The following is a 15,182-nucleotide window of genomic DNA, read 5'->3' on the forward strand; positions in this document are numbered from 1 at the left end:
GAGAGAAAGAATGAATACATCATTATCTTGGATTAAAATGTACGTGCCGGATCTGGATGTGACGGCACAGGAATATACGGATGCCATGACATTGTCCGGAACAAAGGTGGAAGGCTATGAACTGCTGGATGCAGATCTGGAAAAGATTGTGGTAGGCCAGATTGAGAAAATTGAGAGTCACCCGGATGCAGATAAACTCATTGTCTGCCAGGTAAATGTAGGTGCAGAGGTAGTACAGATTGTAACCGGCGCCCCCAATGTAAAAGAAGGGGACAAAGTCCCCGTGGTTCTGGACGGCGGAAGGGTTGCAGGGGGACATGACGGCAAAAAAACGCCCGGAGGGGTGAAAATTAAAAAGGGCAAACTAAGAGGAGTGGAATCCTCTGGCATGATGTGCTCAATTGAAGAGCTGGGAACCACCAGAGAATTTTACCCGGAAGCGCCGGAATACGGTATCTATATATTCCCACAGGATGCAGAAGTAGGAGAGAATGCTGTGAAGGCTCTCGGACTGGATGACGTCATCTTTGAGTACGAGATCACTTCAAACCGCGTGGACTGCTACAGCGTCATCGGAATCGCAAGGGAGGCTGCCGCTACCTTTGGAAAGAAATTTGTTCCCCCGAATGTAGTAAAAACCGGAAACAGCGAAAAGGCCGGCGATTATATAAAAGTGACTGTAGAGGACACAGAGCTTTGTCCCCGGTACTGTGCAAGAGTAGTGAAAAATGTAAAAATCGGCCCTTCTCCCAAATGGATGCAGCGCTGCCTGGCTGCCAATGGGATCCGCCCGATCAATAACCTTGTAGATATTACCAATTATGTTATGGAAGAATTCGGACAGCCAATGCATGCCTATGATCTGGATGCTATTGAAGGCAGAGAAATTATAGTGCGAAGGGCCCAAAAAGGTGAAAAGTTCATTACCCTGGACGGACAGGAGCGGGTTATGGATGATTCTGTTCTTATGATCTGCGACGGCAAAAAGCCTGTGGGCATCGCAGGGATCATGGGCGGAGAAAATTCTATGATTACAGACAGTGTGCAGACCGTCCTCTTTGAGGCAGCATGTTTCGACGGTACGAATATCCGGCTGTCCAGCAAAAAAGTGGGGCTTAGAACCGATGCGTCAGGAAAATTTGAAAAGGGCCTGGATCCCAACAATGCCCAGGCTGCCATTGACCGTGCCTGCCAGCTGATGGAGGAACTTGGGGCAGGGGAAGTGGTTGGAGGAATGGTAGATGTCTATACCGCTCCCAAGGAGCCGGTTCGTGTGCCCTTCGCACCGGAAAAGATTAATGATCTGCTGGGAACGGATCTGACTCAGGAAGAGATGCTGGGCTATCTGGAACGGGTGGGGCTGGCATATGACAAAGATGCCAATGAGATCGTGGCGCCTACCTTCCGGCACGATATCTTTTGCACCGCGGATTTGGCGGAGGAAGTGGCGAGATTTTACGGATATGACAATATTCCTACTACTCTGCCAAAGGGAGAGGCAACCACAGGAAAACTTCCCTTTAAGCTGCGCATAGAGGAAGTAGCCAGGGATATGGCCGAATTCAACGGATTCTCCCAGGGGATGTGCTACTCCTTTGAAAGCCCTAAGGTATTTGACAAGCTGAGAATTCCTGAGGACAGCCCTCTTCGTCAGGCCGTTACAATTATGAACCCGCTGGGAGAAGATTTCAGTATTATGCGTACAATCTCCTTAAACGGCATGCTGACTTCCCTGGGGACAAACTATAAACGCAGAAATAAGAATGTAAAACTGTATGAGCTGGGTAATATTTATCTGCCGAAACAGCTGCCTCTTACGGAGCTTCCTGAGGAACGGATGATGTTTACGCTGGGCATGTACGGCGAGGGTGACTTTTTTACCATGAAAGGTATGGCAGAGGAGTTCTTCGATAAGGTTGGGATGCATAAGAAGGAAGAGTATTCTCCTGAGGACAAAAAGCCGTACCTGCATCCGGGCCGCCAGGCAGATATCTACTATGAGGGAGTAAAAGTAGGCTTTCTGGGAGAGGTGCACCCTGCTGTGGCAGCGTCTTACGGTATTGGAGAGAGAGCTTATGTAGCGGTGCTTGATATTCTGGCTATTCTTCCAATGGCTACCTTTGACCGGAAATATACAGGGATTGCCAAATATCCCGCTGTCAGCCGTGACATCAGTATGGTTGTTCCAAAGGCTATCACTGCAGGAGAGATTGAACACGTGATCATTCAGAGTGGCGGAAAACATCTGGAAAGTTACCGTCTGTTTGACATCTATGAGGGAAGCCAGATTAAAGAAGGCTTCAAGTCAATTGCCTATTCCGTAACATTCCGGGCAAAAGACAAGACATTAGAAGAGGCGGATGTTACCTCGGCAATGAAGAAGATCCTGAACGGACTGGAAGATCTCGGCATTGAACTGCGTAAGTAGGTGAATCCCATGAAACTATATATCGTGCGCCATGGGGAAACCCCATGGAATGTAAAGTTTAAGCTGCAGGGAACCTCGGATATTCCTTTGAATGAAAAGGGGATTCTTGCCGCAGAGAAAACCGGGGAAGCATTGCAGGAGGTTCCCTTTGACATCTGCTATACCAGCCCGCTGCAAAGGGCAAAGGAAACCGCCGGCCTGATTCTCAGAGGACGGGATATTCCTATCATTGAGGATGAGAGAATACAGGAAATAACATTTGGGGTTTGGGAGGGCCGGTGCTGCCGTCCCGATGCAATGGAAATTCCGGGAGAGATGTTGGATAACTTTTTTCACCACACGGAGAGATATCAGCCCCCTGAGGGAGGAGAGCGGATCTCAGATGTGGTAAAGCGGACGCGTGATTTTTTTCTGGAAATGATTCACAGGTCCGACTATGAGGAGAAAACGATTCTGATTGCATCCCACGGCTGTGCAGTGCGCGCTCTGCTTCAGAATGTCTATCCCCGGGGGGATGATTTCTGGCACGGCAAAGTGCCTCCTAACTGTGGAGTTAATATTGTGGAGGCACATAAAGGCGTGGCAAAGTTAATCGTGGAAGATGCGGTTTACTGTTAAGAGTACAGAAGCAGCCGGACTTTTTGTCCGGCTGCTTCTGTTTTCGTGTCGTGCGCAAGAAAAAGGCAAAATCGGAAAAAGAAAAATCAAATTTGGTAATATTATTTTTTTTTGATTTATAGGATAATAGAATTGTCAAGAATGATCATATTTTCCAGAGTATGTTTGACAGATTTCTCTGAATCGTATAAGGTAAATATAAGAATAAAAAAGATATCATACGTATCATGTATGCAGGAGGAAAGTATGGGCACACAAAAGACTGATTGGGGAGATGTTCAATGGCTGCAGATGAACCAGGAAGGCTCCTCCCGGTTTAAAATGAATGTGGGGATAGTAACTGTGGAGCCAGGAACCCACCAGCCGGCACACGTTCATTATGAAGAGCAGGTAGTTCATTTTCTTCAGGGGGTTGGCCTGAATAAGATTGACGGAAAGGAATGCCTTCTGAAGCCGGGAGACACCTTCCACTGGCCGGCAGGAGTGATTCATGAAATTATGAATACCGGGGACGAACCCATTCGGCATCTGCTTGTCTCAAATCCGGAAAGCCTGGATGAGGAGATTATTATGAATCCATGGGAGAAAGAGGAGAAACCACTGATGCCGGTAGAGGCAAAAAAAATGCTTTATACGGCGGTGGAGGCAATCCGGACCCAGTTCCTGGAAAATATGCACTATGCCTATGCGATTTTCGACAGAGATAATACGCTTGTACTTAAGAGCAAATATTTTCCTACGTACTGCCAGGAGTGCTGCAGTCCCTCGCTGTACTACGGGGCGGCTCCCTGTCTGATTCCCAACAGCAAAGAGCGTCTTCGTATGGAACAGACATACCACTGTACCCATGACATGGAAGTGTATGCAATGCCTATCTCCTATAAAGGGTATTATCTGGGATATATAAAGGGAGGGTTCGTGCGCCGTTCACAGACACCGGACCGTCAGGCTTACGGTGTGTATGATACACCGGAGAGCACGGTGCAGGGAATAAAAAATCTTCTCAGAAGGATCACAAAAGCGATCCGCAATTTTTGTGAATTCGATCAGTTCAGAAAACGGCTGGCAGAGCAGGAGCTTCAGATATTTGACGGGTTGGCATCCCAGCAGCTGCTGGCCAAAAGTCTCAGAGAAGCTGAATATGCCATGACAAACTTGAAGATAAACAATCACTTTTTGTTTAACACATTAAACAGTATGGCATCTATGGCACTTGACGGGGGACTGCCAAAGCTTTACCAGTCCATCATTGACCTGTCCAAATTATTTCACTATACGCTCAGAACGGAGGATACAGTGGTGAGCTGGAGACAGGAGTTCGAGTATCTGCATTCCTATCTCAAGCTGCAGAAGCTAAGGTACGAAGATACCCTGTCTGTTGTGTATGATATAGAGCCGGAGGTTCAGGCTTGCAGGGTACCCTTCAACTTCCTTCAGCCAATAGTAGAAAATGCTTTTACCCACGGTTTCAAATCCACTTCCAATAAAAGCCTGTATCTGCAGGCCTTCTGCAAGGCCGGGCGGGTAATCATTAAAATTATGAACAGCGGAAAGATTCCGGATAAAAGAGTATGCCAGTCGGTGAATCTGGGAATGAAAAGCAATACCTCCCATGGACTTTCCATGGTTTGCCAGAAACTGTCTGTCATATATGGGGAGGATTTCCGGATGGAAATGAGGTCCTGGGAAAACGGGGCAGAGTTTTATCTGGATATTCCGTTTCAGCCTATAACGGAGGAGGACAATGTATGATACGCGCGGTTATCTGTGACGATGAAAAAGCGGCATTAACGATTATCTCTTACTTTATCCAGCAGGAACATCTCCCTATTCAGCTGGTAGGGACAGCAGAGGATGGGAGACAGGCACTGGAGCTGATTCAGAGAGAAAAGCCGGATTTGATTTTTATGGACATTCAGATGCCCTATATGGATGGATTTGAAGTGCTTCAGAGAGTATCAAATGGCAAAGTGATTATTGTGACAGCGTACGGTTCTTTTGAATATGCACAGAGAGCTCTGCGTATGGATGTGTCGGATATTATTGCCAAGCCCATAGAGCTGGAGCAGCTTCGGTCAGCAGTCACAAGGGCGATTGGCTGGAATTTTACGGACAATTCTACGGTGAATCAGATACTGGCATATATCCACCAGCATTATAAGGAAAAGATAGAGCTGGAAGACCTCTCGCGGGAAACCTTCTGCGGAGAAAGCCATATAGCAAGGCTGTTCAAAAAATACATGGGAATTACCATACTTTCCTATATTCACAAGGTTAGGATCGAAAAGGCAAAACTTCTGCTGCAGGAGGAAGGCTTGAACATTCAGGAGACTGCAGAGCGATGCGGCTACCCCAATCTAAATAATTTTTATAAGTATTTTAAACAGTATGCCGGGATGACACCGGCGGCGTATGTCCAGAAACATAAAAGCATGAATAAGGAGGAGACAAGTGATGCTTAACAAGGAAAAGATTAAGGAGGCAGCAGAAGCCGTACCGGTTCTGAAACGTGCCGCAAGGGAAGAGGAACTCGTATGGATCAACCCGGATCTTACAGAGTTTGCCTCTGCAAAGCCGGAATTAGAACTTACAATGGATGATATTGAGGATGCCGAGAGAAGACTGGAGCGCTTTGCGCCTTTTATCATGAAATGCTTTCCTGAGACCAAGCCCAGAAACGGCCTGATTGAATCTGTGTTATCTCCAATACCAGGAATGCAGAAGGCACTGAACGAAGCTTATAACAGCCATCTGCAGGGAAGGCTCTTTTTAAAACAGGACAGCCATCTGGCTATTGCAGGTTCTGTGAAGGCCAGAGGCGGAATTTACGAAGTACTGAAGCACACGGAAGACTTGGCGGCAGAGCATGGCATTCTCAAGGAGGGAGAGTCTTATGAGGTTCTGGCTTCTGAGGAAAACAAAGCATTTTTCAGAGGATATACCATACAGGTTGGTTCTACGGGTAATCTGGGTATGAGTATAGGGATCATGAGTGCCGCAATTGGTTACGAAGTAATCGTACATATGTCCGCTGACGCAAAACAGTGGAAAAAGGATCTGCTGAGATCCAGGGGAGTTACGGTGATGGAGTATGCGTCAGACTACAGCGAGGCTGTGAAAAACGGCAGAAAGCTTTCCGATGCCAATCCCAAGAGTTACTTTGTGGACGATGAGAATTCCAGGAATCTGTTTTTAGGATATGCGGTAGCGGCAAAACGTCTGGTGGGACAGCTTGCAGAGCAGAAGGTAAGCGTGGACAAAGAACATCCCCTGTTTGTGTATATTCCCTGCGGCGTGGGGGGTGCACCGGGCGGGGTATCCTTTGGATTGAAGCAGATCTTCGGAGATTATGTGCACTGCTTTTTTGTAGAGCCGACACAGGCACCCTGCATGCTGGCAGGCATGGCTTCTGGCCTGAACAGCGGGATATCGGTACAGGATTTGGGCCTGACCGGACTTACGCACGCAGACGGGCTTGCCGTGGGACGCCCTTCGGGATTTGTAGGGGGAGTGATGAAGCCTCTCCTATCGGGAATTTTTACTGTGAAGGACAGTCTGCTGTATGACTATATGCGTCTCCTTCTGGATTCTGAAGATATTTTTCTGGAACCCAGCGCCTGTGCTGCCTTCCAGGGACCTGCCAGACTGCTGCAGTATCCTGAGACAAAGGAATACCTGACGGCTCATCAGCTTACAGAGAAAATGGATCAGGCTTCCCATATTGCCTGGGCTACAGGCGGAAGTCTGGTACCGGAAGAAATACGGGAAGAATATAAGAATACGTACCTTGGGTAAGACCTGAGATAGGAGGAAGTATGGAACGGATTGTTATAGGCAATATCATATCTTTTGTGGGCGCAGTTTTTCTCGCAGTAAGCTGCTGTGTAAATACCAGAAAAAAGGCGTATTTTTTCCAGCTGATGGAGAGCTCAGCTCTTTTCATCTCCTCATTCTTTTTCGGGGCATGGGCGGGAGTGTCCACTTTGTTCCTTTCCATTATAAGAAATATCTTAGTAATAAAGGGCAAATTTGATAAAAGAATGATGGTTGTTTGTACTGCGCTTGTCATAATTTGCGGTATTGCTGTTAACAACAGAGGGTTTTTGGGATTACTGCCTGTCATAGCAACCGTTCAGATTACACTTAGCAATTATTACGCACAGAGATTGAAAGCAATTAAGATAAGTTTCCTTGTGAATGTTGTGATATGGGCTGTGTATTCTCTGATTATCCACGATTTTTCTTCGGGGATTACACAGACAGTTACTGCGGTTCTCAGTTTGATTTCTATCATAAGAATGCAGCGTGGGGAGTGAGAACTAAATCGGACAATGCTCTGAAAAGGCGGATTCAAAGAGATATTGAATCCGCCTTTTAATGGTGTTATACTGAATATGCTTTGCATAGAGAAAGGAAGTTGGTATGAAGACATCAGATTTTTATTATGATTTACCGCAGGAGTTAATCGCTCAGGATCCCCTCGAAGACCGTTCGGCCTCCAGGCTGCTGCATCTGGATCCTCTGACAGGTGAGATTGAACATAGAATCTTTAAAGATGTGGTTCAGTACCTGAATCCGGGGGACTGCCTTGTGGTCAATGACACAAGGGTGATCCCGGCCAGACTGTACGGAACAAAAGAGGGAACGGAAGCAGGGATTGAGATTCTGCTGCTCAAGAGAAAGCCGGACGATGTGTGGGAGACCTTGGTAAAGCCCGGAAAGAAAGCAAAAATAGGCACCAAGATTTCTTTTGGAGACGGAATATTGAGAGGGGAAGTAATTGACATTGTGGAGGAGGGAAACCGCCTGATCCGCTTCACATACGACGGTATCTTTGAGGAGATTCTGGATCGCTTAGGCGAGATGCCTCTGCCCCCCTATATTACCCATAAGCTTCAGGACAAAGAGCGGTACCAGACCGTGTATGCCAAACATGAGGGATCCGCAGCCGCACCCACGGCAGGGCTGCATTTTACGGAACCACTGCTGGAGGAGATTAAAAAAAAGGGAGTGCATATTGCTCACGTAACTCTTCACGTTGGCCTTGGGACCTTCCGCCCGGTGAAAGTGGAGGATGTGACCCAGCACCACATGCATTCTGAATATTATGTGGTGGAGGAGGAGCAGGCAAAGCTCATTAACGATGCGAAGAAACGGGGAAATAAAGTAATATCTGTGGGAACGACCAGCTGCCGTACCCTGGAATCAGCGGCAGGGGAGGATGGAATGGTGAGGGCACAGAGCGGATGGACAGATATCTTCATTTATCCGGGATATCAGTTTAAGGTAATTGACGGTTTGATTACAAATTTTCATCTTCCGGAATCCACACTCCTTATGCTGGTTTCTGCCCTGGCAGGGAAACAGCATATTATGGCAGCCTATGAGGAGGCGGTGAGAGAAAGATACAGATTTTTTTCATTTGGAGACGCAATGCTGATACTATAAAACGTATCAGTATGTTATGGCAGCGGCATCATATTGGATGCCGCTGCCGTTTTTTCTAATTGTTTTGGGAGAAATATAAGGCCGCAGAGACTTGCCGGCTCTCATATTTGTTAAAGCAGCAGAACGCCCACCGGGCTACGTTTTAGACATCCGTCATGCTGATGGTCTGATAATACTTCCGTGCGGACGGGGACATTTGGAGTTCTGCGTGTTCAATCCCAAAGAGATTGAGATATTTTTCTATGGAAGGAAGCGCGATGGAGACAAACTCCTTAAAAGCAGCGGTACAGGATTCAATATCATCTGCCGCTAAATACTTAACTAAAGATTCGGTCAGCCAGACCGCTTTGTCATCAACCGCAGGATATTTCCCCTGCGAAGCTTTTAAAGGATACCCCCACAGGGCGAGACCGTAAATATTTGCGTAAATCTCCCGGAATCCCTGCAGAGGTGCCCGCATTGCCGCACTGATTAAGATACACCAGGGGGCAAGCTCACAATTTTCGGCATCCAAATAGTCCTTTAGCTGGCTGATCATTTTACTTTTTTCCTCTTGATCCAGTGACGACAAGGTGCTGCGCACAACATTCTCACAGGAATAGAGCAGCAGCTCGAAGGACTGAAAGAAAAGTGCCAGATTACGGACGATAGCCGGAACAGTCAAATCTGGCTGCTCAGTACTATCTCCCAAAGAAGAAATACGAATCCCTTTCCCGCTTATAGGCAGAGTCACGCGAAGCTGCGTGAGCAGGCGAATGGTCCGGCGCACCGTATTAACTGATACACGGTATTCTTCTGCCAGCTTTTCATAAGAGGGGAGGAACTGCTGTCCCCGATAACGCCCCAGATAAATCTCATACATAATGCGGGTAGCCAGATTATAACAAATCTGTGGGCGCCCCCGGTAGATCCGCCAGACAAAGGTGATTTGCCGATCCGCCGGTATGGGCAGTAGATAAGGTTCAATGGAGTTTGATGCCGCAGCCACAAACTCTCTCCAAAAAGCTGACAAAAATTCATCGAGCCGCTGCCATTCCCCTGTTTTCGCTGTGCGGATGATGTCCTGTAAACGTTTTTGCGCAATCTCTGCTGAATAGTATTCCAAGGTACGGTCACTAATATAGGGAAAGCCTAAAAACAGCAGACACTCCCAGAACAGATTCAGAATCAATGGATTTTTCATTTTCTGCAGAACAAAGCAGTAAAAATGGATAATATTTTCAATATTTGCCTGTTCCGCAAAAGGAGAAAGGATATCATAATCGCTCTCGTCAAATCGCCGAAAACTCTCTATAAGCAGCGGCTGGAAAACGACCTCTATGGTTTGGCACAAATCTGAAAAGACATTCCATCGCTCCGAAAAGAACTGGCGGATATACCTGTTGCTCTGTTCCTCGGTCTGCTGAAATATAACCCGGGCGGGCCTTCCCTGCTGTACCGATATATAGCCTTCTTTACGCAGCTGTTTCAGGGCAGATTTCACTGTCTGGTCAGCAACATTGAATTTTTTGCAGCATGTATTGATAGAAGGAAGGACGTCTCCGCATCTGTAACGCTGGAATTGAAAACATTTGAGAAAATATTCATATATAAAATCGGCAAAAACCTGGCCGCTCTCCATCTTTATCCCTCCCTTAATTATATCCCTAATTTTAGCATTTTTCGACTCGAAAATCTATAAAAACAGTTGAAAATCCACCTCATCCTCCTTATAATATAAGTTAGGTAGTTATGGACAAGGTTCACATTTATATTCTTACCTGAAAGCAGGGGTATAATGCATGGTAAAAAAACATAAGGACCGGCCGGACTCAGGGAGTGCAAACTGCAAAGATTCCAAAGTATATACAGATACGTTTGAGGTTACTGAGGAAAATGGGGGTGATATACAGATGCCAATGCTGAAGACAGTATTGATCGTAGAGGACAATGAGATCAACCGTGGGGTACTGCACAATCTGCTGGCTTCTGCGTATCAGGTTTTAGAGGCGGATAATGGACAGGCAGCACTTGAAGTTTTACAATCCCGGCATGAGGAGATTTCGCTGATTCTATTAGACATCAATATGCCTGTGATGGACGGATATACGTTTCTCTCACATATTAAGGCCAATTCGTCCTTCTCCTCTATCCCGGTCATTGTGACAACTCAGAGTGACAGTGAGGCGGATGAAGTGAGTGCCTTATCCCACGGTGCCAGTGACTTTGTGCCCAAGCCATACAAAGCCCGGATTATCCTTCACCGGGTTGCCAGCATTATCCGTCTGCGGGAGACCGCAGCCATGATCAATCAGTTTCAGTATGACCGCCTTACCGGGCTTTACAGCAAGGAGTATTTCTATCAGCGGGTACGTGAAATTTTTCAGCAGTATCCGGAGCGTCAGTTCGACCTCATTGCATCCGATATTGAAAATTTCAAGCTGATCAACGATATCTTGGGTGTGGCGGCGGGAGATCGGCTCCTGCAGGGCATTGCGGGTCAGTATCGTCAAATGGTAGGGGATAAAGGTATCTGCGGGCGTCTGAACGCAGACCAATTTGTCTGTTTGCTGGAAAACAACAAGGTATACACAGCAGACATGTTTGCCAGCACTCTGGAACAGGTCAATGCGCTTCCCAACGCCCAGAACGTCGTCATGAAGTGGGGGATCTATTATGTGGAAGATCGGACGCTGCCCGTGGAGCAGATGTGCGATCGGGCTCTTTTGGCGGCACGAAGCATTAAGGGACAATATGGAAAGCATTTTGCTGCGTATGACGATAAGCTCCGTGGAGAATTGCTGCGTCAGCAGGCCATTATCGACGGCATGGAAACCGCCCTGTCGGAAGGTCAGTTTATGCTCTATCTGCAGCCTAAATACAGAATCAGGGACAATAAGCTGGTGGGAGCGGAAGCACTGATTCGCTGGAACCATCCCATATGGGGATTCCAGTTACCAGCCGAATTCATTCCTTTATTCGAAAAGAACGGTTTTATTGCCAAACTGGATCAATTTGTCTGGGACAAAGCCTGCTCCACTCTGCGGGAATGGGACGAGAAGGGGTATCTGCCTATATCCATCTCGGTGAATGTATCCAGGGCGGATATCTACAATATAAATATTATTGAAATCCTGATGGATACAGTCCGCAGGCATGGACTAAGGCCATCCCGGCTTCATCTTGAAATCACGGAAAGTGCCTATACGGAACAGCCCGCCCAGATCATTGAGACGATTACAAAGCTGCGTGAGTTAGGCTTTATCATTGAGATGGACGATTTCGGCAGCGGCTATTCCTCACTCAATATGCTCAATCAAATGCCTCTTGACATTTTGAAATTGGATATGAAATTTATTCAGGGCGAAACTGGAAAGAGCGTAGGCCAAGGCATCCTGCAGACCATTGTGGAGCTTGCGCGCCGGATGCGGCTGAGCGTAGTGGCAGAGGGGGTGGAAACCAAAGAGCAGCTGGACCGGGTGGCGGAAACCGGGTGCGACTATGTGCAGGGGTATTATTTCGCAAAACCCATGCCAATCCAAGATTTGGAGGCGCTGCTAAAAGAAAGACGGGCTGCAGAACTGCTGGTGGAGGATAATGACTGCATCGCGGCACCGCACTTTGGCATGAGGCTCAGACCCCTGCGGCAGCTCCTTTTAATTGCCGATGTGGATCAAGAGTATCGGAAGGAAGTGGAAAAAACATTTTCCAGACACTTTCAGGTTATACATAGTACAGAGGCTGATTCTACTTTAACCTTTGTCACCCAGTATAAGGATCAGCTAGCCGCTGTTCTTATCAGTAAGTCACTGCCGGGCCTGGACGGATTTACTGTGTTCGAGATGCTCAAGGATGAACTGGAGGTATGGAATATACCGGTTCTGGTAACGGGAGCACAGGATTCGGAGGCGGAGGAGCGGGCGCTTGAACTGGGAGCTTTCGATTATGCGGATAAACCGCACACAGCAAAGAGCCTGCTTAAAAGGACGCTGAAAGCGATCCGGCTGTCATCCTTTCAAGAACGGGAACATGCGCTGCAAAACGAGGCCAATCGGGACCATATGACGGGGTTTCTCAACCGCCGTGGATTGGAAGCTGCGATCCATACGATGGGAAAGGAGGATACTCCGTTCGCTTTTTGCCTGTTCGATCTGGATGATTTGAAGAAGACCAATGATACACTGGGCTATACAGAAGGCGACCGGATCATCCAAGAAATTACCAGGCTGATTCGCGCGCAGTCCAGAAAAAGTGATATTCTGGCCAGATACGGCGGGGACGAGTTCATTGTCATCTTAAAGCAGATACAGTCCGCAGATGTGGTGGTGAAAAGAGTGGAAGGAATCTGCCGGGCGCTGAAAAAAAACACGTTTGAGCAGGACATACAGGCGTCTGCTTCTGCGGGCATCGTTATCTCGGAAAACTTGGAAAATGGGATGGACGAAGTGTTCCGGCAGGCAGATATGGCACTATACCGTGCAAAAACAAACCATAAGGGCAGCAGCTGTTTGTGGAGAAATGAGGACGAAAGTCTGCAAGGTTTTAAGGAGAATGCCCGTGAGTGACAAAATGAAAAAAACTGCCTTCCGTAAGCGTAATTATATTCTTCCCCTGATGCTGATTGCCGTCATACTAGTACTGGCACTTTGTGTGCTTTTTGCTTCCTCATTGGATGAACAGCTATACACCCAGCGGCTGTATAGTATGGATCAGAACGCGAAAAAGAGTTCGGAGCTGGTCAATCTTTCCATTAAAAGCGAATGGGAAAAGCTGCACCAACTGGTCTATACCATACAGCGGTTCCCGGCGAGCAGTTCCCTTCAGCTTGTGGACAGCCTTGTGGATATGAGCCAGAAGAGCGATGACAATTCTCCCTGGACTTTTGGCTGCATTGATTCCGCCAGCAACAGCTACAACTGGGACGGTACGGTTACTCGCTGGCCGCTGCCCAGAATGCTGCCAACGGATCTTCCCGAACATCAGATTACAATACGCGAATCCATTACAGATGGTACCGAGCAGATGCTCTTTCTTCAGCGGCTGCCTCAGCCTATAGTACTGACCGATGGAGTTACAGTGACACATGTCACTCTTACAATCGATATGCACATTCTGCTCCCCGAACTGGAGGTTTCTTCCTTTGGCGTAGGCAACTCTACCTACATCACAAAAACAGACGGTACGCGGCTGTATCATCAAACCACAAACACCGAGATTCTTCCGTCCTATAATGTCATAACTGCGCTGAAAAACGCCGAATTCTTGTATGACACCAGCTATGAGGCATTTGTAGGCGCAGTAGAGGCGCAGAAATTCTTTACGGGAGAGCTCAAGCTTCAGGATAGGCGCTATTTCGTGTCCTGTGCCCCTGTTGCGGAGCGCTGGACGATGATTTTATTTATACCTGAGGAAAAGGTAAGCGGCGGAACAACGGAGCTCGTGCAGAAGCTAATTATGCAGATGGCGGGAATCGCTTTTGCGCTGTCCATCGTACTGATCTTGTTTATGCGTCTGAACGCGCGCAGAACACTGGAAGCACAGCAGGCGGCCCTAAGGGCGGCAGAGCAGGCCAGCCAGTCCAAGAGCGATTTCCTTTCCAATATGTCCCACGACATCCGCACGCCTCTTAACGGCATTATGGGGATATGCCATCTTGCCATACGGGACTACAAGGATCCGGCGGGCTATCTGAACAAGATTAACCAAAGCTCCCATCAGCTGATGCTGCTCATCAACGACATCCTGGATATGTCCAGAATCGAACAGGGCAAGGTGGAGGTCCACGCAGCGCCCCTGGACATTCACGCACTGCTGCATGGGTGTATCACCAACATTGAGGTTTTGGCCAGAGAAAAAAACATTGCAGTAAAAGTAGAGACCGACGGGCTGAAAGACTGTTGTGTGGAGAGCGATGAGCTGCTGCTTAATCAGATCCTGACAAACCTGCTGGGCAACGCAGTGAAATTCACTCCGGAAAAGGGTTCTATTACCCTGCGCGCGGCCCAGGAGGAGCCAAGGGACGGGTTTGCCCTGTATACCTTTGAGGTGTGTGACACCGGGATTGGTATGTCCCCGGAGTTTGTGGCCCGTATGTTTGAACCCTTCAGCCAGGAAGACAGCGGCAGCCGTACGCAGTACAAGGGCACGGGCCTGGGGCTGTCCATTGTCAAAAGCCTGGTGGAAAAACTGCAGGGTGACATTCAGGTGGATAGCACCCCCGGAAAAGGGAGCTGCTTTTCTGTGGCCCTTACGCTTGCCGTCTCGCTGCCGGTTCAGGCCCAAGAGGAGAACGGGGAGCCGCCGGCCCAGGGGACTGGCATGCGCGTACTGCTGGCGGAGGACAACGAGCTCAACCGGATGATTGCATCAGACATCCTTGAGGAGCTTGGCGTGACCGTGAATACGGCCGCCGACGGACAGCAGGCCGTGGAGCGGTTTGCCGCCTCACCAGAGGGGCAGTATCATCTCATATTTATGGATCTGCGTATGCCGGTGATGGACGGTTTGACCGCTGCCCGCACCATTCGCAGCCTGCCCCGAAGTGACGCCAACATACCCATCGTGGCGATGACGGCAGATGCATTTGCCGAGGATGTGGAGAGGACCCGGGCGGCCGGTATGAATGACCATCTGGCAAAACCCCTGGATCTCGGCAGGATCAAAGCCGTTCTCTATAAATATCATCCTGACAGGAAAAAAGGAGAGTAAC

General features: G+C 48.2%; 10 protein-coding genes. 9 read left to right on the forward strand and 1 reads right to left on the reverse strand.

What is annotated here, in order from left to right:
* The first annotated feature begins 10 nt into the window (after window positions 1-10).
* The 7 genes from pheT to queA all read left to right on the forward strand — a co-directional run bounded on the left by pheT (window position 11) and on the right by queA (window position 8,494).
* Window positions 11-2,428 carry a phenylalanine--tRNA ligase subunit beta gene (gene pheT / locus BUA56_RS08905; RefSeq protein WP_072851029.1) on the forward strand — a complete coding sequence of 806 codons (2,418 nt, stop codon included), beginning with the start codon at window positions 11-13 and terminating at the stop codon, window positions 2,426-2,428.
* A gap of 9 nt (window positions 2,429-2,437) precedes the next feature.
* Complete coding sequence (locus tag BUA56_RS08910; RefSeq protein WP_072851031.1) at window positions 2,438-3,046, forward strand: histidine phosphatase family protein; 609 nt, start codon at window positions 2,438-2,440, stop codon at window positions 3,044-3,046.
* Between the two features lie 246 nt (window positions 3,047-3,292).
* Window positions 3,293-4,798, forward strand: a complete 1,506-nt coding sequence (locus BUA56_RS08915) for a histidine kinase (RefSeq protein WP_072851033.1) — start codon at window positions 3,293-3,295, stop codon at window positions 4,796-4,798.
* Window positions 4,795-5,508: a response regulator transcription factor gene (locus BUA56_RS08920; RefSeq protein ID WP_072851035.1), complete on the forward strand. Its 714-nt coding sequence runs from the start codon at window positions 4,795-4,797 to the stop codon at window positions 5,506-5,508. The genes BUA56_RS08915 and BUA56_RS08920 overlap by 4 nt, the downstream gene beginning before the upstream one ends.
* Complete coding sequence (locus BUA56_RS08925) at window positions 5,501-6,841, forward strand: D-serine ammonia-lyase (protein WP_072851038.1); 1,341 nt, start codon at window positions 5,501-5,503, stop codon at window positions 6,839-6,841. Before BUA56_RS08920 ends, BUA56_RS08925 begins: the two co-directional genes overlap by 8 nt.
* 20 nt (window positions 6,842-6,861) lie before the next feature.
* Window positions 6,862-7,362: a YgjV family protein gene (locus BUA56_RS08930; RefSeq protein ID WP_072851040.1), complete on the forward strand. Its 501-nt coding sequence runs from the start codon at window positions 6,862-6,864 to the stop codon at window positions 7,360-7,362.
* A gap of 106 nt (window positions 7,363-7,468) precedes the next feature.
* Window positions 7,469-8,494 carry a tRNA preQ1(34) S-adenosylmethionine ribosyltransferase-isomerase QueA gene (gene queA, locus BUA56_RS08935; protein WP_072851042.1) on the forward strand — a complete coding sequence of 342 codons (1,026 nt, stop codon included), beginning with the start codon at window positions 7,469-7,471 and terminating at the stop codon, window positions 8,492-8,494.
* A gap of 142 nt (window positions 8,495-8,636) precedes the next feature.
* Here the strand turns inward: queA and BUA56_RS08940 are convergent, their stop codons facing one another.
* Window positions 8,637-10,115, reverse strand: coding sequence for a GntR family transcriptional regulator (locus BUA56_RS08940; protein WP_072851044.1), 1,479 nt, complete (start codon window positions 10,113-10,115; stop codon window positions 8,637-8,639).
* Between the two features lie 160 nt (window positions 10,116-10,275).
* Here BUA56_RS08940 and BUA56_RS08945 point away from each other — a divergent pair, with 160 nt between their 5' ends.
* Together BUA56_RS08945 and BUA56_RS08950 are read left to right on the forward strand one after the other, a co-directional pair.
* Window positions 10,276-13,038 (forward strand): EAL domain-containing protein, encoded by a 2,763-nt coding sequence (locus BUA56_RS08945; protein WP_423241192.1) that lies wholly within the window; start codon window positions 10,276-10,278, stop codon window positions 13,036-13,038.
* Entirely contained in the window at window positions 13,031-15,181 is a 2,151-nt protein-coding gene (locus BUA56_RS08950; protein ID WP_072851046.1) for an ATP-binding protein, read from the forward strand. Before BUA56_RS08945 ends, BUA56_RS08950 begins: the two co-directional genes overlap by 8 nt.
* Window position 15,182 lies beyond the last annotated feature (1 nt).

The sequence above is a fragment of the Lactonifactor longoviformis DSM 17459 genome, from assembly GCF_900129135.1.
Classification (GTDB): Bacteria; Bacillota; Clostridia; order Lachnospirales; family Lachnospiraceae; genus Lactonifactor; species Lactonifactor longoviformis.

Bases quoted from the DNA above. Each gene is read 5' to 3' on its own strand.
- pheT (WP_072851029.1), top strand. From the start codon at position 11: ATGAATACATCATTATCTTGGATTAAAATGTACGTGCCGGATCTGGAT.
- BUA56_RS08910 (WP_072851031.1), top strand. From the start codon at position 2,438: ATGAAACTATATATCGTGCGCCATGGGGAAACCCCATGGAATGTAAAG.
- BUA56_RS08915 (WP_072851033.1), top strand. From the start codon at position 3,293: ATGGGCACACAAAAGACTGATTGGGGAGATGTTCAATGGCTGCAGATG.
- BUA56_RS08920 (WP_072851035.1), top strand. From the start codon at position 4,795: ATGATACGCGCGGTTATCTGTGACGATGAAAAAGCGGCATTAACGATT.
- BUA56_RS08925 (WP_072851038.1), top strand. From the start codon at position 5,501: ATGCTTAACAAGGAAAAGATTAAGGAGGCAGCAGAAGCCGTACCGGTT.
- BUA56_RS08930 (WP_072851040.1), top strand. From the start codon at position 6,862: ATGGAACGGATTGTTATAGGCAATATCATATCTTTTGTGGGCGCAGTT.
- queA (WP_072851042.1), top strand. From the start codon at position 7,469: ATGAAGACATCAGATTTTTATTATGATTTACCGCAGGAGTTAATCGCT.
- BUA56_RS08940 (WP_072851044.1), bottom strand. From the start codon at position 10,115: ATGGAGAGCGGCCAGGTTTTTGCCGATTTTATATATGAATATTTTCTC.
- BUA56_RS08945 (WP_423241192.1), top strand. From the start codon at position 10,276: ATGGTAAAAAAACATAAGGACCGGCCGGACTCAGGGAGTGCAAACTGC.